The organism is Natronosalvus caseinilyticus, assembly GCF_017357105.1.
GTDB lineage: Archaea > Halobacteriota > Halobacteria > Halobacteriales > Natrialbaceae > Natronosalvus > Natronosalvus caseinilyticus.
In genome coordinates, this window is sequence record NZ_CP071596.1 from 3,180,616 (window position 1) to 3,204,218 (window position 23,603).

21 protein-coding genes, 1 tRNA gene and 1 pseudogene are annotated in these 23,603 nt (G+C 63.5%); 14 read left to right on the top strand and 9 right to left on the bottom strand.

All coding sequences use genetic code 11. The features are described from left to right. Positions 1-107: 107 nt before the first annotated feature. The 6 genes from J1N60_RS15300 (at position 108) to J1N60_RS15325 (ending at position 5,576) form a co-directional block, all read left to right on the top strand. Positions 108-1,346, top strand: coding sequence for an ABC transporter permease (locus J1N60_RS15300; protein WP_312908727.1), 1,239 nt, complete (start codon positions 108-110; stop codon positions 1,344-1,346). Continuing rightward, complete coding sequence (locus tag J1N60_RS15305; protein ID WP_312908728.1) at positions 1,339-2,394, top strand: ABC transporter ATP-binding protein; 1,056 nt, start codon at positions 1,339-1,341, stop codon at positions 2,392-2,394. Before J1N60_RS15300 ends, J1N60_RS15305 begins: the two co-directional genes overlap by 8 nt. Beyond that, on the top strand, positions 2,387-3,727 hold the full coding sequence (locus J1N60_RS15310) for an ABC transporter ATP-binding protein (protein WP_312908729.1): 1,341 nt from the start codon (positions 2,387-2,389) through the stop codon (positions 3,725-3,727). Before J1N60_RS15305 ends, J1N60_RS15310 begins: the two co-directional genes overlap by 8 nt. 31 nt (positions 3,728-3,758) lie before the next feature. Next, entirely contained in the window at positions 3,759-4,403 is a 645-nt protein-coding gene (gene tpiA, locus J1N60_RS15315; RefSeq protein ID WP_312908730.1) for a triose-phosphate isomerase, read from the top strand. Positions 4,404-4,511: 108 nt separating this feature from the next. Then, positions 4,512-4,910, top strand: coding sequence for a DUF8159 domain-containing protein (locus J1N60_RS15320; protein ID WP_312908732.1), 399 nt, complete (start codon positions 4,512-4,514; stop codon positions 4,908-4,910). Positions 4,911-4,955: 45 nt separating this feature from the next. Beyond that, positions 4,956-5,576, top strand: a complete 621-nt coding sequence (locus tag J1N60_RS15325; protein WP_312908733.1) for a toll/interleukin-1 receptor domain-containing protein — start codon at positions 4,956-4,958, stop codon at positions 5,574-5,576. A 3-nt stretch (positions 5,577-5,579) separates the two neighbouring features. Here the strand turns inward: J1N60_RS15325 and J1N60_RS15330 are convergent, their stop codons facing one another. Next, complete coding sequence (locus J1N60_RS15330; RefSeq protein ID WP_312908735.1) at positions 5,580-6,269, bottom strand: J domain-containing protein; 690 nt, start codon at positions 6,267-6,269, stop codon at positions 5,580-5,582. A 159-nt stretch (positions 6,270-6,428) separates the two neighbouring features. Here J1N60_RS15330 and J1N60_RS15335 point away from each other — a divergent pair, with 159 nt between their 5' ends. The 3 genes from J1N60_RS15335 (at position 6,429) to J1N60_RS15345 (ending at position 8,470) form a co-directional block, all read left to right on the top strand. Then, positions 6,429-6,866, top strand: coding sequence for a DUF3054 domain-containing protein (locus tag J1N60_RS15335; protein WP_312908737.1), 438 nt, complete (start codon positions 6,429-6,431; stop codon positions 6,864-6,866). 339 nt (positions 6,867-7,205) lie between these two features. Next, complete coding sequence (locus J1N60_RS15340; RefSeq protein ID WP_254157053.1) at positions 7,206-7,421, top strand: DUF8015 family protein; 216 nt, start codon at positions 7,206-7,208, stop codon at positions 7,419-7,421. 44 nt (positions 7,422-7,465) lie between these two features. Then, positions 7,466-8,470 (top strand): ornithine cyclodeaminase family protein, encoded by a 1,005-nt coding sequence (locus J1N60_RS15345; RefSeq protein WP_312908738.1) that lies wholly within the window; start codon positions 7,466-7,468, stop codon positions 8,468-8,470. A gap of 43 nt (positions 8,471-8,513) precedes the next feature. Here the strand turns inward: J1N60_RS15345 and J1N60_RS15350 are convergent, their stop codons facing one another. Then, positions 8,514-10,043: a DUF7289 family protein gene (locus tag J1N60_RS15350; protein WP_312908740.1), complete on the bottom strand. Its 1,530-nt coding sequence runs from the start codon at positions 10,041-10,043 to the stop codon at positions 8,514-8,516. A gap of 319 nt (positions 10,044-10,362) precedes the next feature. Here J1N60_RS15350 and J1N60_RS15355 point away from each other — a divergent pair, with 319 nt between their 5' ends. After that, complete coding sequence (locus J1N60_RS15355; RefSeq protein WP_312908742.1) at positions 10,363-10,764, top strand: hypothetical protein; 402 nt, start codon at positions 10,363-10,365, stop codon at positions 10,762-10,764. Positions 10,765-10,810: 46 nt separating this feature from the next. Here J1N60_RS15355 and J1N60_RS15360 read toward each other — a convergent pair whose 3' ends face one another. From J1N60_RS15360 to dnaK, 3 genes are all read right to left on the bottom strand, one after another. After that, a complete protein-coding gene (locus J1N60_RS15360) occupies positions 10,811-11,596 on the bottom strand; it encodes a hypothetical protein (RefSeq protein WP_312908744.1) in 786 nt (261 codons plus the stop codon). Between the two features lie 92 nt (positions 11,597-11,688). Then, positions 11,689-12,849 (bottom strand): molecular chaperone DnaJ, encoded by a 1,161-nt coding sequence (dnaJ, locus tag J1N60_RS15365; RefSeq protein ID WP_312908746.1) that lies wholly within the window; start codon positions 12,847-12,849, stop codon positions 11,689-11,691. 332 nt (positions 12,850-13,181) lie between these two features. Next, positions 13,182-15,122 (bottom strand): molecular chaperone DnaK, encoded by a 1,941-nt coding sequence (dnaK, locus tag J1N60_RS15370; RefSeq protein WP_312908748.1) that lies wholly within the window; start codon positions 15,120-15,122, stop codon positions 13,182-13,184. A 458-nt stretch (positions 15,123-15,580) separates the two neighbouring features. Between dnaK and J1N60_RS15375 the strand changes: the two genes are divergently transcribed. After that, the gene (locus J1N60_RS15375; protein WP_312908750.1) at positions 15,581-17,773 is read left to right on the top strand and encodes a right-handed parallel beta-helix repeat-containing protein; all 2,193 of its coding nucleotides are present in this window, start codon (positions 15,581-15,583) and stop codon (positions 17,771-17,773) included. A 293-nt stretch (positions 17,774-18,066) separates the two neighbouring features. Here the strand turns inward: J1N60_RS15375 and J1N60_RS15380 are convergent, their stop codons facing one another. The 3 genes from J1N60_RS15380 to J1N60_RS15390 form a co-directional block, all read right to left on the bottom strand. After that, positions 18,067-18,495 (bottom strand): YccF domain-containing protein, encoded by a 429-nt coding sequence (locus J1N60_RS15380; protein WP_312908752.1) that lies wholly within the window; start codon positions 18,493-18,495, stop codon positions 18,067-18,069. A 144-nt stretch (positions 18,496-18,639) separates the two neighbouring features. Then, positions 18,640-19,389, bottom strand: coding sequence for a peptidoglycan DD-metalloendopeptidase family protein (locus J1N60_RS15385; RefSeq protein WP_312908754.1), 750 nt, complete (start codon positions 19,387-19,389; stop codon positions 18,640-18,642). Positions 19,390-19,848: 459 nt separating this feature from the next. Further along, positions 19,849-19,922, bottom strand: a tRNA-Lys gene (locus tag J1N60_RS15390). Between the two features lie 148 nt (positions 19,923-20,070). Between J1N60_RS15390 and J1N60_RS15395 the strand changes: the two genes are divergently transcribed. Continuing rightward, on the top strand, positions 20,071-21,513 hold the full coding sequence (locus tag J1N60_RS15395; protein WP_312908756.1) for a DHH family phosphoesterase: 1,443 nt from the start codon (positions 20,071-20,073) through the stop codon (positions 21,511-21,513). A 75-nt stretch (positions 21,514-21,588) separates the two neighbouring features. On the opposite strand, the gene J1N60_RS15400 is transcribed toward J1N60_RS15395, so the two are convergent. Then, positions 21,589-21,882, bottom strand: coding sequence for a PRC-barrel domain-containing protein (locus J1N60_RS15400; RefSeq protein ID WP_254157076.1), 294 nt, complete (start codon positions 21,880-21,882; stop codon positions 21,589-21,591). Between the two features lie 194 nt (positions 21,883-22,076). Here J1N60_RS15400 and J1N60_RS15405 point away from each other — a divergent pair. Together J1N60_RS15405 and J1N60_RS15410 are read left to right on the top strand one after the other, a co-directional pair. Then, positions 22,077-22,715 (top strand): annotated as a pseudogene (locus J1N60_RS15405) (HD domain-containing protein); the annotation flags it as partial. A 118-nt stretch (positions 22,716-22,833) separates the two neighbouring features. Next, positions 22,834-23,526 (top strand): cyclase family protein, encoded by a 693-nt coding sequence (locus J1N60_RS15410; protein ID WP_312908758.1) that lies wholly within the window; start codon positions 22,834-22,836, stop codon positions 23,524-23,526. The last annotated feature ends 77 nt before the right edge of the window (positions 23,527-23,603 follow it).

A 23,603-nucleotide genomic window follows, 5' to 3' on the forward strand; every position in this document is an offset into this window, starting at 1 on the left:
AAATCACGAGTACTGCACACGTGCCAGCCAGGGAACTATGAGTGTTGCGGTCGTGATGGAACAGAAACACTTATTCACAGAGGCGACAGGTTCCCGCACGACTCGCAATGACGGAATCGGGATCGAACGAACCCTCCAGAGACGAGCCACCGGGGCGGACAGACGTCGCGGCGCTCGAGCAAATCGACTGGGATCGGGTCGACTCGTCGTCGCGTCGGCTTTCGCCCGAACGAATCGCACTCGTGATCGGCGTCCTTACCGTCGGGTTGGCGTACCTCTACTACCGATGGAAGGACAGCATCTATCTCGTCTCTCGGTGGTACGTCGGCCCCGAAGATTGGCTGCTGCTGCTCGCCCTGGCCGTGGTCGTCGCCTACGGCGCCGTTCCGATGGTCCTCGATCCGTCCCGCGGCCGACGACTCCTCGCTCGGCTTCGGCGACGGTGGGCAACCGTCGTCAGTCTCGTGGTCCTCGGCGCCGTTACTCTCACCGCGCTCTACTCGATGATAACTGGGTTTCAGCCCCGGCTGACGTTATACTCGGGGACGGCCGGAACCGACAAACTCCAGCCGCCGGTCGGCTTCAGCGGTTCCTACCTGGAAACGGGAAAAGACTGCGTGGGCACGGTTACCGGGGACACGATATACGAACAGCAGTGTCACGGGAGCTGGGAGTACGTGTTCGGAACCGATCGCTGGGGCTACGAGATGGTCGACCTCCTCGTGGTCGGCGCTCGACCCGTGGCCTACGCCGTGTTCGTCACAGTCGGCATCATCGTTCCGCTCGCGACGATCGTCGGTCTCGTCGCGGGGTACTACGGGGGCCGTGTCGACGACCTCCTGATGAGCTACGTCGACGTCCAGCTCAGCATCCCGGCGATCGTCATCTACATGATCGCGTACCTGTTCATCGGGGACTCATTTTTCGTCCTCCTCGCCGCGTTCGGCCTACTTTCGTGGGGCGGAATCGGCCGAATCGTCCGAAGCGAGACGCTGCAACGACGGGAGGAAGGGTACGTTCTCGCCGCACGGGTGCTCGGGGCCTCGAGACCGTACGTCCTGCGCAGACACGTCCTGCCGAACGTCACCAACAGCGTAATCCCGGCGGCGTTTCACCTGATGGCCGTGCTCGTCCTGACCGAGGCCGCGCTCGCGTTCCTCGGATTCCACGCCACGTTCCAGTCGTGGGGTATGACGATGGGCGAGGGGCTGTTCAGAGCGGCCCCCCTCGACGCGTGGTGGGTCTCGACGCTTCCCGCCATCGCTCTGGGACTGACCGTCGCGTCGTTCAAGGTGGCCGGCGACGGACTGCGAGACGCGCTCGATCCACGGGGGACCCATGACTGACGTGGACCCACTGCTCTCCGTCGACGACGTGCACGCTCACATCGCGACTGCCGATGGCACCGTCCGGGCCGTCGACGGCGTGAGCTTCGACGTCCAGCCCGGCGAAACCGTCTGTCTCGTCGGCGAGAGCGGGAGCGGGAAGACGCTGACGTGTGATTCGATCACCGGCCTGATCTCGAGTTCGCAGGTCGACGTCTCCGGCTCGGTGACGTTCGAGGGCGAGGAGTTGCTCTCGGCCAGCGAGAGCCGGCTTCGATCGATCCGCGGCAACCGGATCGCCTACCTCTTTCAGAACGCCCAGAACGCGCTGGATCCGGTGTACACCGTCGGCGATCAGCTCGTCGAGGCGGTCACGTTCCACCGGGACGTTAGCGACGAGGCCGCTCGAGAGCGAGCGATCGATCTGCTGCAGACCGTCGGCCTCTCTCGACCGGCGGAGCGACTCGACGCGTATCCCCACGAGTTCTCCGACGGCATGCGCCAGCGCGTCCTGATCGCCATCGCCCTGGCCGCCGAGCCCGACCTGCTCATCGCCGACGAGCCGACGTCCGCACTGGACGTCACGATTCAGTCCCGAATCATCGACCTGATCGACGACCTCCGGCGAGAGCGAGCGCTGACGTTGCTGCTCGTTACCCACGACCTCAGGGTCGTAGCCTCGCTGGCCGACCGCGTCGTCGTCATGTACGCCGGGAACGTCGTCGAGCGCGGCCCCGTCGAGGCCGTCCTCGAGCGACCGGGCCATCCCTACACGCAGTCGCTGTTCCGGAGTTTCGTGGGGCAGGGTGGGACGGACGGCTCGGTCGGCCGCACCGAAACCGTCGGACGCAACGAGCCGATCCCGCGGGAAGGGTGTCGCTTCCGTCGAGAGTGCCCACACGCCGTCGAGGCGTGTCGCGCCGACGAACCGCCGTTCGAACCGGTCGCCGGCGTCGAAGACCACCGTGCGGCGTGCATCTACCACGGCGACCGAAAGGATTCGAGAACGGTCCTCGACACTGCTCCCGACCTCGGCGCTAGCGGGGAGGGGGTGACCGAGGATGACTGAGGCCGATCCGCTGCTTTCGGTCAGGAACCTCGAGAAGCACTACCCGATCACCGAAGGGCTCCTTCGGCGCGAGGTTGGGACCGTTTGGGCCGTCGACGGCGTGAGCTTCGACGTTCACCCCGGCGAGGCGTTCGGGCTCGTCGGCGAATCCGGCTGCGGGAAATCCACGACCGCGCTGTCGGTACTCCGCCTCGAGGAGCCGACCGGCGGCGAGGTCCGGTTCGACGGCGACGACGTCCGCGCGTACGACGACGACGAGCTGCGTCGCTTTCGCCGGCGCGCACAACTCGTGCTCCAGGATCCGGACTCGGCGCTCAACCCCCGTCGAACGGTCGGCGAGTCCGTCGAAGAGCCCCTCCGCATCCACGGCTTGCACGGCTCCCAGCGGCGTCGACACGTCGTCAAGGACACCCTCGAGCGCGTCGGACTCTCCGCCGTGGCGGCAGACCAGTACCCACACGAGTTCTCCGGCGGGGAGAAACAGCGCATCGCTATCGCCCGCGCGCTGGTGTTGAACCCGGACCTGATCGTCGCCGACGAACCGGTGAGCGCGCTCGACGGTCGAACCAAGGCTGACGTCCTCGAGCTGCTGGGGCGTCTCCAGCGGGAGTTCGACGTCGCGATCGTCTTCATTAGTCACGACGTCGAACTCGTGCGTCGGTTCTGCGACCGCACGGCGGTGATGTACCTCGGCGAAATCGTCGAGTCCGGGGCGGTCGACGACGTCTTCGACGAGCCTCGCCACCCGTACACGCAATTGCTCGTGTCGTCGATTCCCAGCCTCGATCCGAACGCGCCACGCGCTGGCGTCGAGCCCCTGACCGACGACCTCCCCGACGCGTCCGACCCGCCGTCCGGGTGCCGATTCCACCCCCGGTGTCCGGCGATCATCCCGCCTGCCGACGCGACCATCCCTCGCGACCAGTGGCGGGGGCTCGTACAGTTCCGATTCCGCCTCGAGAACGAGTGGACGACCGCGGACGACGTGCGTGCTGCCGTCGCCAGCGCCGGACGCCGGCCAGACGGCACCGACCACGCGGCTACCGAGTCCATCCCCGCTACCGACGACGCCGTTCGATCGACGTTCGATCTGCCCGCTAAACTCGCAGATCCGGATCTCGAGGCGGCGCTCACCGCGGCCGTCGAATCCATCGACGACGGCGACCTCGAATCGGCTCGAGCCCACCTCGCGGCGCCCACCGAGACCGTCTGTGAACGCGAGTCGCCGACGCTCGAGACCCGTGCGGACGGGCGACCGGTCGCCTGCCACCGGTACGATCCCTCGGTACCCGGCGAGCCCGAGACGGGCCTCGAGACGTCGGACACTCGGTAACTATTTCGGTCGCGAGGGACTCCTCTCGAGCATGTTCGTTCTGATCAACCTCAAGACGTACCCGTGTGATCCTGTCGACGTCGCCGAAGCCGCCCGCGACGTCGACGAGACGACCGACGCCCGCATCGCCGTCGCTCCGCAGGCGACCCACCTCAAGCGAGTCGCCGAGACTGGGGTCGAGACCTGGGCCCAGCACGTCGATCCCATCGACTACGGGAGCAACACCGGGCACACGCTCGCGGAGGTAGTCGCGGACGCGGGCGCGACGGGCACGTTGATCAACCACTCCGAGCGCCGCCTGAAACTCGCCGACGTCGACGGCGCGATCCGGGCGGCCGAACGTGCGGGTCTCGAGACCGTCGTCTGTGCGAACAACCCGGCCCAGATCGGGGCGGCCGCGGCGCTCGGCCCCGACGCCGTCGCCGTCGAACCGCCGGAACTGATCGGCACCGGGACGCCCGTCAGCCAGGCCGATCCGGACGTCGTGGAGGACGCCGTCAACGCTGCCGCCCGGGTCGACGAGGACGTTACCGTGCTCTGTGGCGCGGGAATTAGCACCGGCGAGGACGTCGTCGCCGCCAGCGACCTCGGCTCGAGTGGCGTCCTGCTCGCCAGCGGCGTCGCCAAGGCCGACGATCCCGCGGCGGCGCTCGCGGATCTGGTCGAGCCGCTGTGAGTGAGATTGGACCATAGACGGCACGGGGACGGAGACGAGGATGACGCGAGAGCAGGCCGGTGAGCCGGACGCTTTTTGTCCGTCGCCAGCGAACTCGAATCAGTACCGATGAGCGACGACGAGCCCCGCCCGAGCGCCGACGACACGTCGACTTCACACCCACTCGAGGTCACCTTAGAGAACCGCCTGATGAGCCAGGGCGTCTACGTCACGTCGCTCGAGCGAACCGACGACCGAACGCGACTCGAGTACGAGATGGTGCATGACGTACCGGGCGTGACTTCCCACGAGGTCAGCACCGTCGTGCGAATCGTCTTGTCCGTCGCGGAGGAACGTGAGTGGGAGCCGGGAACGCTCGAAGCAATCTCTCGGTCCACCGAGGGGGACCGGCGCGGAACGTGGCGGGTCGAGCACGAGTGGTTCGATCAGCTGGGTGACGAACTCTCCGAACTCGAATTTTCGGACTTCGTTCTCGATACTATTACGCACGAAGAGGATACAAAGTAGTTACATTCATTACGGATTGCTGTCTTCGGTTCCGTAGAGCTACTGATGACCGGAGAACAGGTGTTCGTCTCCCACGCACCAGTCGACCTCGACCTCGTGCAGGAGCTGTTCTCGACGGTCAAGAACTTCCCGTTCGGCGTCCACATCGCCCTCGAGGAGATCGAATCCGGTCGAACGCGCAAGCGACTCGAGGGTCGACTCGCCAACAGCGACGTCGTCGTTGCCGTACTCACCGAGGCCTCGGCGACCAGCCCCTGGGTGAACCAGGAGGTCGGGTACGCGCTCGCGAAGGGCATTCCGGTTCTTCCGCTATACGACGACGAGACGTTCCGCGGCGGGTTCATCGCCGATATCGAAGGGGTCGCCATCGATCGGGAGAACCTCTCGTTCACGATCTTCAACCTGCTCTGTCGACTTCGGAGCGAACTCTCCCCGCTCGGAGCACTGTCAGTCCCCAACTGGTACGTCCGATTCCCGTGTACGGTTCCGGACTGCGGCCACCCCGTGACGCTGGACATCACGCAGGGACAGACGAAACTCTGGAAACTCTCGGAACACGGCCAGTTTCTCGAGGCCACCTGCGAGGTCTGCGACGCCGCCTACGCCTTCGATCCGGCGACGATCGGGTTCGTCAGGCGTATGGACGGCCTCGAACGCACAGCGTGACGGTCACTTCAGCCGGTCGTAAGCCTCTTTGACGAGTTTGAACGCCGACTCGCTGCCGCTCTTCTTATCGGGGTGGGCGTGTTTGATCTGAGTCAGGAAGGCCTCGCGAAGCTCCTGGTTCGTCACGTCGTCGTCGACGCGGAGGATCTCCCGTGCTTCCGACTCGCGCATCTCGACGCTGCTGACGACGCCTTTCTCCTCGGCCAGCGCCTTGCAGTCCGGACACAGCTCCTCGGTTCGGCCGTCGATCGTCGTCACGTGATAGAGCTCTTCGTCGACGTACTCGTGACACTGGCTACAGAGCGTTCGACAGGTCGCGAGCTCGGTCGTTTCCGGCGTTTCGTCGACGGACGCTCCGGTACCGTCGTCTAACTCATCCGATGCCGACGTTCCCGCATCCCCATGGCCGGGAACCTCCTCGAGGCAGTCGGGACAACACGTTATCACCGCTCCATCGGGCAACACGGCGTCCTCGAGGTCGTTTCGCGGAACGCTCGAGTGGCAGCCATCGCACGTCCCGCGCGGCCGGTCGATCGACTCGAGTTTGCGGGCGGCCTCGCGGGCGTGGGGCGCACACGTCGGGCAGCACGCCAGCCGTTCTCCGTCCGGCATCGTCACGGTAGTAAGGTCCTCGAGCGCGACGACCCGTCCGCACCCGTCACACCGCTCACGGCGTTGGTCGACCACGGCCATCTATCACATCGTTTGTATTCGAACTATATTATTGTAGTCATCTCTGAAATTCACAGCGGACGATTCGAGAGCGACGGGCGACTTCGAGTGAACCCGGCGATACCGATGCTAGAACCAGAAACCGTGACACCAATACGGGCTCCGTCCCGACCGATGGGTATGGGAGCGTTACCTACCGTATTCGATACCGATCGTCCTGGACAGCGAGCCATCGCGCTTGTCGGGACGGTCGACCTCGCCCTCATCACGGCGATCATGATGATCGGCCGACGCCAGCACGGCCTGCCGATCGCGAGCGAGCCGGGAGCCGCCCTCGAGACCGCCCTGCCGTTTCTCGTCGGCTGGACGGTCGTCGCCCTCCTCGCCGGCGCGTTCGCTCGACGGGCGATCACGTCGACGAGGACCGCCGCCGTCGTCACGACCGTCGCCTGGCTCGGCGCGGCGAACGTCGGCCTCATCTTGCGCTCGTCGCCGCTCTTCGACGGCAACTCGCTGTGGGCGTTCAACGTCGTCATCACCGCCATTGGGCTGCTCGTGCTCGGAAGCTGGCGCATTGGGCTCTCGGTGGGGCTCCGTAATGCGGGCAGGCTCGAGTAGTCTTTGGTCCGCTGTCCATACCTCGAGTACTCTCCGGTCAGAGAGTTACGCCCGGTGGTATCACGTCAGGTACCCACGTCTCGAGTGCGGGACGACCCGGCCCGAATCAGTCGTCGAAGCGGCCGGCGATTCGAGATCCGTCGTTCACGGCCCGAGTGTGCGCCGAATTCGATAATATCGATTTTGAGAGGAGGTTTCGAACCCGGCTGCTTTCGCCGACTTGAACCACTCGATAAGTTACGAGGATAATCTCCCCTCTATCTGAATCAGGGACAAATCCAATATCGGCTAATTATGGGAAACGCTTATATGCCTATTCCTCATAGAATGTAATAGATTATGGCTGGCTATTATGACATTGTTCTCGGACTTATCCCGGTCGCACTGCTCGGTATCACCGCTGCCCTGACCGTCGTCGGCGTCTCGTTGACGGCTGCAGTCCCGATTAGCGCCACCGTCGCAATCGGCGTCATCGGTCACGCGATGTTCGTCAACGGTCCCGTCGATTCCGTCGAGGACGCCCCAGCCACGCGCCCCAGGGTCAACTCCGAGTAACCTCCAGCCACGCGGTTTTTATCTCTCGGTCTCCTCGTGGGAGTATGACCGACGTCCTGTTTCTCACCAGCGAAGAGACGGCAGGCCTCGCCTCGCCCGCAGACTACGTTGATGCCGTTCGCGACGGCTACCGCCAGCGCGGCGCCGGCGCGCCCGCCGAACCCAGAACCAAACTCTTTCACGCCGACCCAGGTGGGCTCCTGACGACCTACTCCGCCGTACTCCCGGAAACCGGTGCGATGGGGGGCTACATGTACAGCGCCGGATTCGGCTCGGGCGACGCCTGGTTCGTCACGCCGCTGTTCGACGCCGACAGCGGCGAACCGATCGCCCTGCTCGACGGTGCCCACATGAACCCGTTCAAGACCGGTGCTGCCGGAGCGGTCGCCGTCGACGAACTCGCTCGCCAGGACGCCACCACGCTCGCCGTGATCGGCACCGGCCCACAGGCACGCGGACAGCTCCACGCGACGGCCACCATCCGTGATTTCGAGACGGTTCGCGTCTTCTCGCCGACCGAATCGAACCGCGAGGCGTTCGCCGCCGAGTTCGACGATTTGCTCGCTGCGAGCGTCACGGCCGTCGACTCGAGCGCCGCCGCCGTCGAGGGTGCCGACGTCGTGATCACGGCGACGACGGCGAGCGACCCGGTCTTCGACGGCTCGCTGCTCGAGCCCGGAACCCACGTCACCGCGATGGGCCAGTACCACCCGAAGAAGCGCGAACTCGACGTGGAGACGATCGAACGGGCCACGTACGTTCCCGACCTCCGGGACCGGGCGACCTACGACGCGGGGTCGTTCCTCGCGGCGCTCGAGGCAGGCGCGATAGATGAAAATCACGTTCACGCCGAACTGGGCGAGGTCGTGACTGGCGAGGCGGACGGCCGAACGAGCGACGACGAGATCACGGTGTTCGACAGCGGCGGGACCGGGATCGAAACCGTCGCGGCCGCGGCGATGCTGTACGAACGGGCAGTAGAAGAGGAACTCGGCTCGACCATTTCGTTCGCGCCTGCAAGCGAGGCACTGTCGGGGCGTCTTCCTTGAAACGGACGGAGAAATAGCGGGCGAGCGAACGACCGGTCACTCGTTACTCGCTCTCGACGGCGACCTCGTGGACGACGACGGTCAGGTGATCCAGTTTCGGCGGCAAGTGCTCAGGCGGGATCGCGATCGTCGGTTCGACGCTCGAGAGGGACGGATCGTACGTTAACTTCGCTTTCTGGCCGATCGACATGGGCCCCGAGACGATCGATCCCGTGAAGTCGACGTTACCGGTGCCGATGCAGATGTCTGCCCAGTCGGCGTCGGGCGAGCAGTCCGAACTTTTCAGGTGGGTGTCGGCGAGTTCGTTCGTTCCGCCCGCCGGTTCGTCCCGTGGTGCGTAGATGGTTCCCGTGAACGTCCCCTGTCCGATCGCGAATTTCATCTCCGAGGTTCCGTAGAGCTGGAAGCGCTGGGGGTCGTCGGATTCGACGGTGACGCCGCCGTTCCCGTTACTGATCGCGACGTCACCGGTCGTATAGACCCTCGCGGCGTGATCCGTTCCTTCGCCGTTGACGACCTCGATCTTCGCGTTGTCCAGTCCGATGTTCCCGTCGACGAGCACCGTCACGTCCCCTTCGCTTAGATCGATCTCGAGGTCGTCTCCCTTCTCGAGGAGCAACTCGTCCGCGTAGTAGGTCCCGTTCTCGAGCGTCGATCCGTCGATCGACTGAGCGTCGCCGGCCGACGTCTCGAACAGGTACGCGATGTCGTCGTCGAGCGGCCGCAGGTCGACTGCTTCGCCGCCCGTACAGTCGTCCGGCACGTCGCAGTCGACGCTGACGTTTCCGGTCGCCGAAATCGGACCGATCACCGAGGAACTTCCGCTACCAACGACGTCCCCGACGGCGGTGACCGCTCCGTCGTACGATCCATCGGGATTGGGCTGTCCGAGGAGAACGGCGACGGTCTGGTTCGCGTGATCGACCGTCACGTACTGCTCGCCGACCTGTCGCTCGTAGTGGGCCGCCCAGCCGGCGTAGTACGGGCTCTCGATCGTGATCGTGACGAACTGGCCCGCGACGCTCGGAATATCGCGGGTCGGCCGGTCGCTCCGCACTTTCGAGAGGCGAACCCGGTCGTTCGACACCGACTCGACGCCCTCGAGTCGCGTAATCGGGAGCCGGAGCGCATCCTGCCGGTACTCGACCTGCGGTGCGGAGACGACTCTCGCCTCGGAGCCCGTACCGCGGAAGACGGCACCACCCTCGTAGGCGACGACCGTCTCGCCGTCGCGGTACTCGATCGCTCGCGTCGGTTCGTCGATAATAGGATCCTCGAGTCCGGACGCGCTCACCGTAATGTGGCCCGAGTCCACGAGAGAAACCTGGCCGTTGGCGTCTGTCAGGCCGAGCGCGACCGACTGCGTGTCGTCGCTCGAGGCGGCGACCGTGTTCAGTTCCGAGCCGAGGGTGACGAACGACTGTTCGACGCGCTCGTCCTCGAGCTGGTCCGACGACGTCGTGAGGGCCCCGGTTCCCACGAGGACGATGCCGATGCTGGCGACGGCGACCATGCCGATGATAATCGTCAGCGCGAGCACCGGTGTCAGCCCCCGGTCGGCGCGGTCGATCATCGCGCGCCTCGCGAGAAAACGCTACGTCGATTGCGGTTTCGTCGTCCCCACCGATCGTTCGGTGTGCTCCCTCCCTCCCCCCGGAGCTGATGGAGCAATTGCGTCATACACGCATTCATGACCGTCACTGGTAATGACGTTTCCCATACGTTCCAGTTCCTGAACACGAATGTTGTCGCCCCTCTCGAAAATAGTCTATCGCTCCAGGAAGCGTAATTTTCACCATCGGATCGTCTGGCGTTTCGGTGTCGGTTCCCGACCAGAGTTGGGCGGGCCACGAATCGAAACGATTAGGAACGCTTTCGACGACCGACAGGACGTGGCTCGAGGCGAGACGGGAAGCGGCGACCGTTCACGTCGACTGGCGGGAGCGATGGTGCTCGTCGTCGCCAGCGGACTCGCCATGTTCGTTCCGGCCGTCCGTCTCCTGCTGGCCGGGCTCGTCCTGCTGGCCGGACCGGTGTCGATTTACGGCGGCCTCTTCGCGTTCCTCCGGGGGAACCTCGGGATGCGCAACGCGTTTCGACTCGTTCTGGGGCTGGCTTCCGGGACGCTCGCCCCAATGTTGCTCGTCCTGGCGCTGATCGCGTCGGGGACCTTCGCGTTAGTCGTGGGTGTTCTCGGTGGCTCGTGTAGCGTGCTGGCGATCGTGTTCGCGTCGACCGCGTTCAGTCGCGAACGAACGCCGGCCGAGCGGTACGTTCCACCGACCGACGGTTGACGGCTGACGTCGAACAGGAGGATACGACCGAGAAAACGAACGACGGCTACTCGAGTTGGATCGCAGACAGCGGCAGAACGGGGACCGCTGTGTGAGAATGTTGGCCTTCGATCGTAACGACGACGTCGACGTCGGCGTCAACGTCGTCGGTCGGGGGCTTCGAACGCGAACCCGGATCCGAAACCGAAACCGAAACCGAATCGGAAAGCACAGTGACCGCATCCACGAGCAACGGCGCGACGATACCCCCGACGACCGCTCGCGGATCCGAAAGGGGCGCCCGCAACGCCACCCGATCGCCAGTCTCGAGCCCCCACTCGTCGACGACGTCGCGGGCCGCCTCGAGCACCGACCGGTGACTGTACTCGCGTCGGTCGTCGACGAGCAACGGCGTCTCGGGATCGACCTCGAGCGGTGGAAACGACGGGTTCTCGCTCCAGAGACCACTCTCGAGGTGACGGACTCCTGGATCGTCGGGGCGCTCGCCGTAACCGACTCGCTGAGCACCTTCGGGGAGCGTGTACCCTCCGAGGTCGTCAACCGGCGCGACGAGTGTTCGCAGATCCTCGCTCCCTCGCAGGTCGCGGGGCGGATCGAACCTGGTCCGGGACTCGAGCAGCGCCGTTCCGAAAAACGAGAGCAGCGCAAGCGGGCCCGATCCGACGACGCCGACGGTGACGCCCCGGCGAACGCCCGTGTGGCGCAGAAAGTTCCCGGCCTTCCAGGCCGAGGTGCGAAGCCAGTGGGCGTCGTACGTTCGGCCGGTTGCGTCCTCGAGCGCCGGCCGCTCGCTCCGCCGCTCGCGTTCGAAACACGCAGCCAGCGTCTCCATACTCGTCCTACTCACCGCGATTACAAAAGCGCCGTCACTTCCGGGCTGGCTCGAGGTGCAGGAAGCAGAGACTAGAAGTCAAGTACATGAAACTAGAAACTCCGCTTGATCTTCTCGAAGAACCCCTCGCTGACCTCGATTTCCTCGCCACCAGCCTCGGCGAACGCCTCGAGCGCCTCCCGCTGTTCGTCGTTGAGCGACTCCGGCGTGACGACCTGTACGCGTACGTAGAGGTCCCCCTGGCCGTACCGCCGCAGGCGTGGCATCCCCTTGCCCTCGAGACGGAACGTCTCCCCGCTCTGGGTGCCCTTCGGGATCTCGAATTCGACCGAGCTCTCGAGCGTCGGGACCTGTACGCTGTCGCCGAAGGTGGCCTGCGGGAACGAGATCGGTAGCTGGTAGTGGAGGTCGTCGCCCTCGCGTTCGAACTCGGGGTGGTCGGCGATCGAGATGTCGATCAGCAGGTCACCGTGAGGACCACCGTTCGGACTCGGGGCCCCCTCGCCCTCCATCCGGAGGGTCTGGCCGTCGTCGATGCCAGCCGGAATCTCGACGGACAGCGAGGCCTCGTTGCGAACGTACCCCTCGCCGCGACAGTCGTCGCAGGTCTCGGAGTACAGCGTCCCCTTGCCCTCACACCGGGGACAGGTCGTCGTCTGCTGGACCCGGCCGAGCGGCGTCTGCTGGACCTGGGTTACCTGCCCGCGACCCTGACACTCCGGGCAGGTCGAAGCGTCGGCCTCGGGCGGATGGCCCTCGCCGTCGCAGGTCTCACACGCCTCCGGGCGCTCGACCGTGAATTGCTTTTGGACGCCCTCGAACGCCTCCTCGAGACCGATCTCGAGCCCCGTCCGGAGGTCTCGTCCCTTTCGAGGCCGGTTGCGACCGCGGCCAGCACCGCCGCCGAAGACCTGCTCGAAGATGTCGCCGAGGCCGCCGCCCATGCCACCCATACCGCCCATACCGCCGAACGGATCGCCGCCCATGCCACCTGGACCGCCACCGCCCGCGTCGAACCCGTGTTTCTCGGCCTGTTCGAATCGGTCGTGGCCCATCCGGTCGTAGGCCTGGCGCTTCTCCTCGTCGGTGAGCACCTTCTTCGCCTTCTGGATCTTCTTGAACTTCTCTTCGGCGTCCGGATCGTCGCTGACGTCCGGATGGTACTCCGTGGCCTTCTTCCGGTACGCCTTTTTGATCTCCTCGGCTGAGGCATCCTGGCTCACGCCGAGCACGTCGTAGAAGTCCTCGCTCATTCGTTATCCACTGGTATACCGTTGAGACACTTGAAACGACCGTTCTGCGTTCACTGCTCGAGTGAGGGCAGAACGTGAGAGCGAAACGGCGAGGGCCGAACTCGAGTTTCCCAGTCTTTGGGTCGAGTCTTCCACTCTTCCAGTCCTCTAATCGAGCCTCCTCTCTCAGATTGAGCTTCACAGCCCGCGGGCCATCGACCACGCGCCGTTTTCGACCCGGCTCGTAATTAGGCACGTAACGGTCGCGAGCGGAGCTCACGATTACCGACTCGTTTCGTCCTCGACAGAGAAAAGTAACGCGTTGCCGACGGCCGATTCAGCGTTGTTCTCCGTTACTCGTCTTCTTCGGCGTCTTCGTCGACGTCTTCGAAGTCGGCGTCGACAAACTCCTCGCCCTCGTCGTCGTCAGCCGCACCGCCGGGGCCGGGGTTCGGGCCGCCGCCCATGCCTGCGCCGGCTCCTGCGGCGCCCGCACCGCCTGCGCCACCAGCTCCGCCGGCACCGCCAGCACCACCGGCACCCGCCGCAGCCGCCTCCTGATAGATCTGCTTGCCGATCTCCTGAAGCTCCGTGCTCAGGTCATCGGTCGCCGACTCGATCGCCTCGGCGTCGGCGTCCGAATCGTCGATCGTCTCCTCGAGGTCGTCGACCGCGGCCTCGATGCTCTCGCGGAGGTCGTCGTCGACGTCGTCGTTCTCCTCGAGGAGCGTTTCGGCGCGCTGGATCGTCGCCTCGGCCGTGTTCCGGGCCTCGATGCGGTCGCGACGCTGCTTGTCCTCCTCGGCGTGTTCCTCGGCCTCGCGCTGCATGCGCTCGATCTCCGCGTCCGACAGTCCGGCACCGCCCTCGATGGTGATCTCCTCGCTGGTGCCGGTTCCCTTGTCCTCCGCGCTCACGTTGACGATGCCGTTCTCGTCGATGGAGAACGTGACCTCGATCTGGGGCGTTCCCGCGGGTGCGGGCGGAATGCCAGTCAGGTGGAACTCGCCGAGCATCTCGTTCTTGTTCGCGAGTTCGCGCTCACCCTGGAACACTCTGACCTGGACGGACGTCTGGTTGTCCGCCGCGGTCGTGAAGATCTTCGACTCCTCGGTCGGAATCGTCGTGTTCTTCTCGATGAGGCGCTCGAAGAGGCCGCCCTTGACCTCGATACCCAGGCTCAGGGGGGTGACGTCGAGCAAGACGATGTCGTCGACCTCGCCGCCCAGCACGCCGCCCTGGATCGCCGCGCCCAGCGCGACGGCCTCGTCGGGGTTGACGTTCTTCTGGGGGGCCTCGCCGATCAGTTCCTCGACCTGCTCGCTGACCTGAGGCATCCGGGTCGACCCGCCGACGAGGATGACCTCGTCGATGTCCTCTTTCTCGTAGCCCGCGTCCTCGAGCGCCTGCTCGGTCGGTTCGACCGTGCGCCCGATCAGGTCCGAGGTGAGCGATTCGAACTTCGCCCGCGTGAGGGACTTCTCGAGGTGGATGGGTCCGTCGTCGGTGGCCGTGATGAACGGGAGGTTGATCTCGGTCTCCTTGCGCGAGGAGAGTTCGATCTTGGCCTCCTCGGCCGCGTCCTTGAGCCGCTGGAGGGCCTGTCGGTCCTCGCGGAGATCCATGCCGTGTTCGTCCTCGAACTCCTCGGCCAGCCAGTCGATGATCGCGTGGTCCCAGTCGTCGCCCCCGAGGTCGTTGTCCCCGTTGGTCGCGACAACCTCGTAGACGCCCCCACCCAGGTCGAGGATAGAGACGTCGAAGGTGCCGCCACCGAGGTCGTAGACGAGCACCGTCTGGTCGGAGTCGTCGTCGAGGCCGTAGGCCATCGACGCGGCCGTCGGCTCGTTGATAATGCGCTCGACGTCGAAGCCGGCGATCTCGCCGGCGTCTTTGGTCGCCTGGCGCTGGGTGTCGGAGAAGTACGCCGGAACCGTGATGACGGCCTTCTCGACGTCGTCACCGAGGTACTCCTCGGCGTCGCGCTTGATCTTCTGGAGGATCATCGCCGAGATCTGCTGGGGCGTGTACTCCTCGCCCTCAATCTCGACGGTGTAGTCCTCTTCGCCCATGTGGCGCTTGATCGACGCGATGGTCTTCTCCGGGTTCTGGATCGCCTGGTTCTTCGCCGGTTTGCCGACGAGGCGCTCGTCGTCGTCGGTGAACGCAACGACGGAGGGCGTCGTTCGGTCGCCCTCAGCGTTGACGATAATCTCCGGGTCACCGCCTTCCATCACCGCGAAGGCGCTGTTCGTCGTTCCGAGGTCGATTCCGAGAATCTTGTTACTCGCCATCTGGTCCCCACTTGTGCGCACTTTGGTTTAAAGGTTACTACACGACTCGAGGTGGCGAATATAATCCACGTTCACCGGCGTACTCGCCGGCTAATAGGGGCCCACGAGTAATAGACGGTCAGTGAGAAAACGTCAAGTCGTTCTCGAGAAGACGGCTTTCCTGCCAAAGAGATGATACTCATCGAACGACTGTCAACGAGGTCTGTAATGCGGATTAAACAGGTTTGTTCGCCACGAGAGAACAACGACGCGAACAATCCGATCTTCGTGGAATTACACTTAGAGAGGCCGAGTATTTCGGTGCTAATCGGCCGAAGAGGTGGATAACACTAGTTTAAGAAATTTTGTAATTCTGGCTTAATTAATACCCTTTCCTTCACGTATCGGTGAATATCACAACAAATGCTCGATTTTTGGACGAGAAAGTTTATGTATCATTGGTAAAACTCCCTGATTGTATGGCACGCGACACTCCGGTCGACTCGAGTAGCGATCAGCTACCCGAACGTAATCAGAGCCAAACGGACGATGGAATCCTCCATCGGCGTTCGTATCTCAAACTCGCCGGCACAGCCGCCGGTCTCGTCGCCGGGACGGGAACGGCGGCGGCCACCACTGGCGTCGACGCCGACGTCAACATCGTAGACGCCGGTGCGGATAACTCCGGGAACACATCGATCAACGACGTTCTCGAGTCCGTTCACGGGTATGGTACGACGATTTACTTCCCACCGGGAGAGTATCGCCTCGATTCCTTCCGGAACGGGGCGGACGACTGGACGTGGGTCGGCGAGGACGCGACGTTCGTCGTTCCATCCCACGTCACCGAGGGGTACCTCCACCTGACGGGCAACGGCTGGACGATCGACGGCATCGACATCGACTTGTCCGCTGATGGCGCGGCCCCAGTCAACTTCCTTCACGGCGGCGACTGGACGTTCAGGAACGTCGAGTTCATCGGGCGGATGAGCGATCCGTCGAGTCGCGCTAACTCCGAACTCCTCTACATGGACGCCGACCACGGCACCCAGGGGCTCGTCGAAAATGTCCGTGCGATGGACGGATCTGCGGCCGTCGACGAATCGTCGAATCGCGGCGGACTACAAATCGTCGGCTCCGAGGGTGAGCTGACGCTACGAAACGTGGCGGTTTCGGGCTTCGCGAACAACTCGATGTACTTCCACAACATGCCCGGTCACCTGCTGATCGACAACTGCTACCTCGAGGACACGAACACGGGTATCAGAATCGGTGGGAACACGACGGTTCGAAACACCGTGTTCAACCAGTCGCAAGCCCCACCGGCGCGATGGTCTGGTGCGAGCGCGGCGCGCGGTCTCTGGATCAACTCGAATAGCTCGACTTCGGGCGACATCACCATCGAAGGCTGTGAGTTCGTAATGAGCGATCCGAGTGGTGCCCACGCAATTTATACGTCGAATTCCCACGAGGGAATCGAGATCCGTGATTGCGTGATCCGCCAGGATAGCAACTTTTACGCCGTTCAGCTCGCCGAGGGCGGTTCGGGACAGACGATTATCGAGAACGTCTCGATCACCGGTGACTCCTCGAAGGCGGGCATATACCTCAGCGGGCGGAACGGCGCTCGACTGCGCAATCTCTGTCTCCAGAAAGCCGGAGACGGGGTTCGCGTTCGGAACTCGAGTGACGTTCGGATCGAGAACTCGACGATCAATGTCACCGGAACCCCTGTCAGTGGAAGCCCGGCAACGAACGGCATCTCGAACAGCGGGACGTGTCCGGTCCCGGATGGCGACTGGGCACCGGAGGAGACGAACGACGAAGATAACGGGAACGACGACGAACGGGAAGAGGCAACCGAACCCGACGGAACGCCGATCCGTCTCGAAGGCGAAGCCGAGTACCGGATCGCCGTTAGCGGCGACATTCAACCGGCACCCGAGATCGCCCAGTGGGTGACCGAAGGCGAGCAGTACGGCGATGGGCAGGTCGACTGGTACCTCACCGGTTCCTGGACGGAGTGGTACTTCACCGGCGAGATCGAATCGTTCGAGCTCGAGAACGTCGAGGAGATCACCGTCTACCTCGACGGAGAGGAGGTGGACCCGGACGCGCTCGGGGCGTCCGACGACGCCGAATCAACGGAGAAGACGCTCCGACTCGAGGGCGAGTGCGACTACCTGATCGAGGTCAGTGGCAATATCCGCCCGGACGAGGAGATCGCCCAGTGGGTGACCGAGGGCGAGCAGTACGGCGACGGGCAGGTCGACTGGTACCTCACCGGCTCCTGGACCGAGTGGCACTACACGGGCGAGATCGAGACGTTCGAGGTTGACTCGACCGACGACCTTCGGGTCTTCGTCGACGGCGAGGCGGTCGATCCCAACAGCCTGGCTGCGTCGAGTCGGGCGGACGTGGAGTCCGTATTGCGACTCGAGGGAACCACGGACTACTTCGTCGAAGTGAGCGGCAACATCCGCCCGGACGAGGAGATCTCCCAGTGGGTGACCGAGGGCGAGCAGTACGGCGACGGGCAAGTCGACTGGTATCTCACCGAATCCTGGACCCAGTGGTACTTTACCGGTGACATCGAAACGTTCGAAGTGAGTTCCACCGACGACCTTCGGATTTTCGTCGACGGAATCGAAGTGAACACGAGCTCATTGTAGCCGCTGCAACGTATCCGTACGTTCTTTCTATTCGTCGGATATCTGTAGAATCCTCTGAACTCAATCGGTACGTAATTGAAGAGACGCCCACTCGGGTTTTTAGCACTCGTAACCACGTCAGCGATTCCTTCGAACGATACACTTGTCGATTCATCGCCAACTCCTTAGACTATCACTCACACGATCTCCTGACCGAGGGTGGTACTTTACGAACGTAACTGACCGTATTCGGTGCGAGTCGCCACGCCGTTGGTTTTCACAGCTGCTTTCGCCCGAACAATCGGCGGTCAGTCTCAATACTTGTACAACGAGACAACGAACGGAAGCTTGTTGTACATGATGATTGCCACCGGGAGGCCGAGAATCGTCAGCGACAGCAGGTAGGCAATCCCCATCCAGATACCGCTCGCCCACCAGCCGACGAACACGAACCAGACGCCGCGGACGACGAGGCTGTGCTGGTCTTTTTTCGCCGATCCAACGACGTTTCCATCGGCATCGACCACTATGTCGTCTTCGGGGTCTTTCAGCGTGAGAACCTTTGGAACGACGTTGATCATCTTGATGCCGACCGGGAGGCCGATAATAGAGAGGTTCAACACCCAGGCTACCGTGAGCCAGAGCCCAGTAGCCCACCAGCCGACGAATACGAACCAGACCGCACGTACGGCAACGGATCGGTTCTCTGTCGATACACCTGATGACTGCGTCTGTGTTGCCATCGTACTGACTATATCAACAGGATAATAAATATACTCTGGCCGAATGTCGAAACCGAAGGCTACCTGTTCATCGAGTGGTGAACGAGGAAAAAAGCGATACGCCCAACGATCAAATAGCGCCGACTACTGAGACAGGCCGCGAGTTCAGATGTCGGGATAGTCTTTCGGAATCCTGGTGCCCGCCGTGACGGTTTCGCCATCGTAGCCCGGAATCGAGAGGTGGTTGCCGTTCCGTTCGATAGTGAAGTGTAAGTGAGGACCGGTCGAATTGCCGGTGTCGCCCATGCCACCGATCTTCTGGCCACGTGCGACGCTCTCTCCTTGCACCACGTCGAAACTGTTCAGGTGGCAGTACATCGTCTGGTAGCCATTTCCGTGCCCTAGCTTGAGGTAGTAGCCACAGCCATCCGCCTGGTAACTTCGGATGTCCACGACACCGCTATGGGCCGCGTAAATTGGTTCGCCGATGTTGCCGTTAGCGCCGAAATCCACCGCGTAGTGACCAGGACGAGCGCCGTACGGAGACGTAATGTATCCGGTAATCGGCCAGTCGAAGTCCGATTCCGAACCACCGCCGGAGGTGGACTGGAGGTACCGTTCGACCGACCAGCCCCACACGTTCCGATCGAGCCAGTGGACGCCCCACCACCGGTAGCCGTCCTTGTCGGTCGGTCCGTTCATGATCTCGCCGACCTCGCCGTTGTTCAGTGTGGCGACGATGGGCGAGTCGGTACCAGGTTGTTCCCGCGTGTTCAGTGCGCTCGCAGTAACTTCGACGCGCTCGCCGTCGCTAAACGCACTCGCCGAACCGCTCAGGGCCGCAGTTCCGGTAATTCCGGTAGCGGTAATTCCGATCGATTTGACGACTGAACGCCTGCTGAATTTTCGCGTCATATCCAAACACAAAATACAGTCGTGCATGTTTAATAGTTACTGTTATTGATGCCCTTATTATATAAATTTCTCATCAATATCTTTTCAACTAGTGATAATTCGTACTGTTTATTCAACGACACTATGAAAACCCATCACTGCTCGAGATTTCATCAAATACCAATATCTTCTGAAGCTTAGAACGGCTCGCTCACGCAGGGTAGCGTTTGATTCGGACTCCGATACGTAGCGTAGAAGTCGGCCGGGCCGATCGTGAACGACGCCCAGAAATGCTCGCTTCGCTGTACTCTTCTGGTCTACCGCAAATCGTAGGGCCGTATTGTCGCTCGCGAATCTGCTCGCGGCAAAGGTGGAACGGGCGCGATTTGAACACACGGTCGTTCCGCTTCGCTTCTCCCTGCGTTCAAATCGCGCCGGATCCAGTACCTGTCGCTCACGGGTTTGTTCGCGACAGGATAGCGGGCCGGGCGCGATTTGAACACGCGACCGTCTGATTAAGAGTCAGACGCTCTGCCTAACTGAGCTACCGGCCCTGTACACTCGAGTTTTTGCCCGCCGCCCAAATAGGTTTCCTTTAGGACCCAATGTGGCACGCACGGACACGCCCCGACCGGACAGTGCAACGACAACCGTAACCGCCTTCGGGAACGTTAAGTACAGTCGGTTCAACCGGACTGTCACATGAGTACGGGGGTTACAATTTCGTCGATCTCGGACTATGCGATCCTCGGGTGCGGGAGCGTCGGCTACGCCGTCGCCGAGGAACTCGCCGAGCAGGGAAAAGACGTCCTGATCATCGACCGCGACGAAAACCGCGTCGAGTCCCTCCGCGACCAGGACCTCGACGCCAGAACCGCCGACATCCGCGAGGTCGAGGCCGCCGAACTCGTCGCCGACCGTTCGGTCGTCCTCATCCTCGCCTCCGACGTCGAGGCCAACAAACAGGCCGTCGAGCGCATCCGCGACACCAACGGCGACCAGTTTATCGTCGCGCGCGCGAGCGATCCCGTCTCCGGCGACGAACTCGCCGAGCTGGGAGCCGACATCGTCATCAATCCCTCGACCGTCATCGCCGACTCCGCACTTCGAGCCCTCGAGTCCGGCGAACTCGAGCACAACGCCGCGACCCTCGCGGGCCTGCTCGAGGAGACGACGGGCCGGCTGGCGATCCTCACCCAGCCGAGCCCCGACCCCGATTCGATCGCCAGCGGGGCGGCGTTGCAGGCGATCGCGGCCCACCTCGGCATCGAATCCGACATCATCTACCTCGGTGACATCGGCCACCAGGAGAACCGGGCGTTCGTCAACTTACTCGGCATCGACCTCCTGCAATGGGACGACGTCGAGGACCAGTCGGTCTACGACACCGTCGCGCTCGTCGACCACACGAGCACCGAGGACCTCACGCTCGAGGTCGACGTGCTGATCGACCACGCCGAGCCCGAAGAGGGAATCGAGCCCTTCTTTACCGACATTCGACCCAACATGTCCTCGACCTCGACGATCATGACGAAGTACATCCAGGAGTTCGACATGAACGTCTCCGAGGAAGTGGCGACGGCGCTGCTCTACGGCATCCGCGCCGAAACCCTCGACTTCAAGCGCGACACGACGCCCGCGGACCTCACTGCCGCCGCCTACCTCTATCCCTTCGCGAACCACGACACGCTCGAGCAAGTCGAGTCACCCTCGATGTCGCCCGAGACGCTCGACGTGCTGGCCGAGGCCATCGCGAACCGGGACGTCCAGGGGAGCCACCTCGTCTCGAACGCGGGCTTCGTCCGCGACCGAGAGGCGCTGATGCAGGCCGCGAGCCACCTCCTGAACCTGGAGGGCGTGACGACGACGGCCGTCTTCGGGGTGGCGGAGGAGACGATCTTCCTCGCCGCTCGGTCGAAGGACATCCGCATGAACATCGGGAGCGTACTGGCCGACGCCTACGGTGAGATTGGCGAGACGGCGGGCCACTCGACGCAGGCCAGCGCGGAGATTCCCCTCGGGATCTTCACGGGGATCGAAATCTCCGACGACACGCGAGAGACACTGTTGACGCTGACCGAGGAGGCCGTGAAGCGAACGCTGTTCGACGCGATGGGCGTCGAGGGCGAAGGAAACGGGAGCTAGGACGGCTCGCTCTCGTCGGGAGAATAGAATCGAGTTCGTGAACCGCGTCCGTTTCCGCGTCGGCGTACCGCCAGCCTACGCGACCAGTTCGTCTTCTTCCTCGTCCGGTTCCTTGACGCGTTCGACGACGTCGGTCACGAGAATGATGTCGCCGACGGATCGTACCCACCGGTACGGCAGGATGACGCCGCGTGCGGTGGTGACCTCGTCGCCGAAGAGTTCGTAGTTGAGTCCCCCCAGTGCCAGTCCGGTGACGGCTTCGCCGCCGACGTTCAGTCGCAGGTCCTCGACTTCGCCGACGAAGACGCCGTTGTTCGAGTAGACCTCGCGTCCGACGAGCGAGGTAATCTCCTGTGGAGTGTCGTCCATGTACCCACCCATGCACGGTGGACTCTTAATTCTTAGTCAGACAGTCCGGCGCTCGAGTGGGTGTTCGTCGTTCACTCGATTGCTCGGTTACTCGATTACTCGAACTCTCGTTCACTCGAGTTCGCGCGGCCGATCGAGGATCGGCCCGTCGGCCGTTCCCGAACAATTTTGTCGACGGCCACGAACGAGTGTCCATGAACGACGTTCTCGAGCGGGTTCGTCCCGTCGCCAGGTCCTACTTCGACGAGGCGGTGACGCCGGCCCACGACTGGCACCACGTCAGGCGCGTCGAGACGAACGCGCGCCGCCTCGCCGCCGAGCGAACAGACGTCGACCAGGACGTACTGCTGCTGGCTGCGGTCCTCCACGACATCGGCCGACTGAAGGAAGATGCGGGCGCCATCGACGACCACGCCGAGTGGGGCGCCCGCGAGGCCCGGACGATCCTCGAGTCGGTCGACCATCCTCCAGAGTCGGTCGACGCCGTCGCCCACTGCATCCGCGCGCATCGCTTCTCGAACGACGTCGACCCGCGAACGACCGAGGCGCGACTCCTCTCGGACGCCGACAACCTGGACGCGCTCGGAGCCATCGGCCTCGCGCGCACGTTTTCGTACGGAGGCGAACTCGGAACGACGATTTACGATCCCGCCCTCCCGCCGGCCGAGGACGACACGCGCGCCGGCGCGACCAGTATCAATCACGTTCACAAGAAGCTGCTCCGACTGCCCGAACGAATGTACACGCCAGAGGGGCGGGCAGTCGCCGAGGAGCGCGCCCAGGTCGTCGAATCGTTCCTCGAGACGCTCGAACGCGAGGTGAGCGGTGAGCGCGAGGAGGGCAGTGGGTCGAGCGACCACGATGCGAGCGGCGAGCCGATCGATCACGACTCGAGCAGCGAGCCACTAGCGCAAGGCTCGAGCGAGGAGCAAAGAGACGGGGCGTGAGCCGATGCCCGTCCACGACCTCTCGTACCCGCTCGAGACCGGTATGCCCGTCTATCCCGGCTCGCCGCCGGTCGCGGTCGAACCCGCAACGACCGTCGAGGACGATGGCTACGCAACCACGAACCTGTCGTTCGATTCCCACACGGGAACGCACGTCGACGCACCCGCGCACATGCGATCGGATGGTCCGACGCTCGACGACTTCGACGTGGAACGGTTCCGATTTCGGGCCATTCTCGCGGATTGCCGTCCGCTCGAGCCTCGAGAACCTGTCGGGGCGGACGACCTCGAGCGAGCGGTAGCCGCTGATGCGGACGCAGACACGACCGGCAACGAAGACGAAGATGTCGACCTCCTCGTCTGCCGAACCGGCTGGGAAACCCACTGGGGAACCGACCGAGCGTTCGACCACCCCTACCTGACCGCGTCGGCCGCCGACTGGCTAGTCGAGCGCGAACTCGACCTCGGCATCGACGCGATGAACGTCGATCCGACGCCCGGGAGCGACCCCGCCCCGGACGAACCGGACGGCTACCCCTTCCACCGGACGATGTTCGCCGACGACCGGATCCTCCTCGAGAACCTCCGGGGAGTCGAGGCGCTCCCCGTCGGCGAAGTGTTCACCGTCCACGCGTATCCACTCGCGGTCGCGAACGCCGACGGCGCCCCGGTACGGGCGGTCGCCGTGCTCGAGTGAAACGGGAGAAAGCGAGATTGGTGAGGGTGAGATAATTGAGAGCGAGACGACCGAGAGTGAGCCGTCGTCTCAGAACG

Excerpts from the sequence above, each read along its gene's own strand:
- J1N60_RS15300 (WP_312908727.1), top strand. The coding sequence starts at position 108 with ATGACGGAATCGGGATCGAACGAACCCTCCAGAGACGAGCCACCGGGG.
- J1N60_RS15305 (WP_312908728.1), top strand. The coding sequence starts at position 1,339 with ATGACTGACGTGGACCCACTGCTCTCCGTCGACGACGTGCACGCTCAC.
- J1N60_RS15310 (WP_312908729.1), top strand. The coding sequence starts at position 2,387 with ATGACTGAGGCCGATCCGCTGCTTTCGGTCAGGAACCTCGAGAAGCAC.
- tpiA (WP_312908730.1), top strand. The coding sequence starts at position 3,759 with ATGTTCGTTCTGATCAACCTCAAGACGTACCCGTGTGATCCTGTCGAC.
- J1N60_RS15320 (WP_312908732.1), top strand. The coding sequence starts at position 4,512 with ATGAGCGACGACGAGCCCCGCCCGAGCGCCGACGACACGTCGACTTCA.
- J1N60_RS15325 (WP_312908733.1), top strand. The coding sequence starts at position 4,956 with ATGACCGGAGAACAGGTGTTCGTCTCCCACGCACCAGTCGACCTCGAC.
- J1N60_RS15330 (WP_312908735.1), bottom strand. The coding sequence starts at position 6,269 with ATGGCCGTGGTCGACCAACGCCGTGAGCGGTGTGACGGGTGCGGACGG.
- J1N60_RS15335 (WP_312908737.1), top strand. The coding sequence starts at position 6,429 with ATGGGAGCGTTACCTACCGTATTCGATACCGATCGTCCTGGACAGCGA.
- J1N60_RS15340 (WP_254157053.1), top strand. The coding sequence starts at position 7,206 with ATGGCTGGCTATTATGACATTGTTCTCGGACTTATCCCGGTCGCACTG.
- J1N60_RS15345 (WP_312908738.1), top strand. The coding sequence starts at position 7,466 with ATGACCGACGTCCTGTTTCTCACCAGCGAAGAGACGGCAGGCCTCGCC.
- J1N60_RS15350 (WP_312908740.1), bottom strand. The coding sequence starts at position 10,043 with ATGATCGACCGCGCCGACCGGGGGCTGACACCGGTGCTCGCGCTGACG.
- J1N60_RS15360 (WP_312908744.1), bottom strand. The coding sequence starts at position 11,596 with ATGGAGACGCTGGCTGCGTGTTTCGAACGCGAGCGGCGGAGCGAGCGG.
- dnaJ (WP_312908746.1), bottom strand. The coding sequence starts at position 12,849 with ATGAGCGAGGACTTCTACGACGTGCTCGGCGTGAGCCAGGATGCCTCA.
- dnaK (WP_312908748.1), bottom strand. The coding sequence starts at position 15,122 with ATGGCGAGTAACAAGATTCTCGGAATCGACCTCGGAACGACGAACAGC.
- J1N60_RS15375 (WP_312908750.1), top strand. The coding sequence starts at position 15,581 with ATGGCACGCGACACTCCGGTCGACTCGAGTAGCGATCAGCTACCCGAA.
- J1N60_RS15380 (WP_312908752.1), bottom strand. The coding sequence starts at position 18,495 with ATGGCAACACAGACGCAGTCATCAGGTGTATCGACAGAGAACCGATCC.
- J1N60_RS15385 (WP_312908754.1), bottom strand. The coding sequence starts at position 19,389 with ATGACGCGAAAATTCAGCAGGCGTTCAGTCGTCAAATCGATCGGAATT.
- J1N60_RS15395 (WP_312908756.1), top strand. The coding sequence starts at position 20,071 with ATGAGTACGGGGGTTACAATTTCGTCGATCTCGGACTATGCGATCCTC.
- J1N60_RS15400 (WP_254157076.1), bottom strand. The coding sequence starts at position 21,882 with ATGGACGACACTCCACAGGAGATTACCTCGCTCGTCGGACGCGAGGTC.
- J1N60_RS15410 (WP_312908758.1), top strand. The coding sequence starts at position 22,834 with ATGCCCGTCCACGACCTCTCGTACCCGCTCGAGACCGGTATGCCCGTC.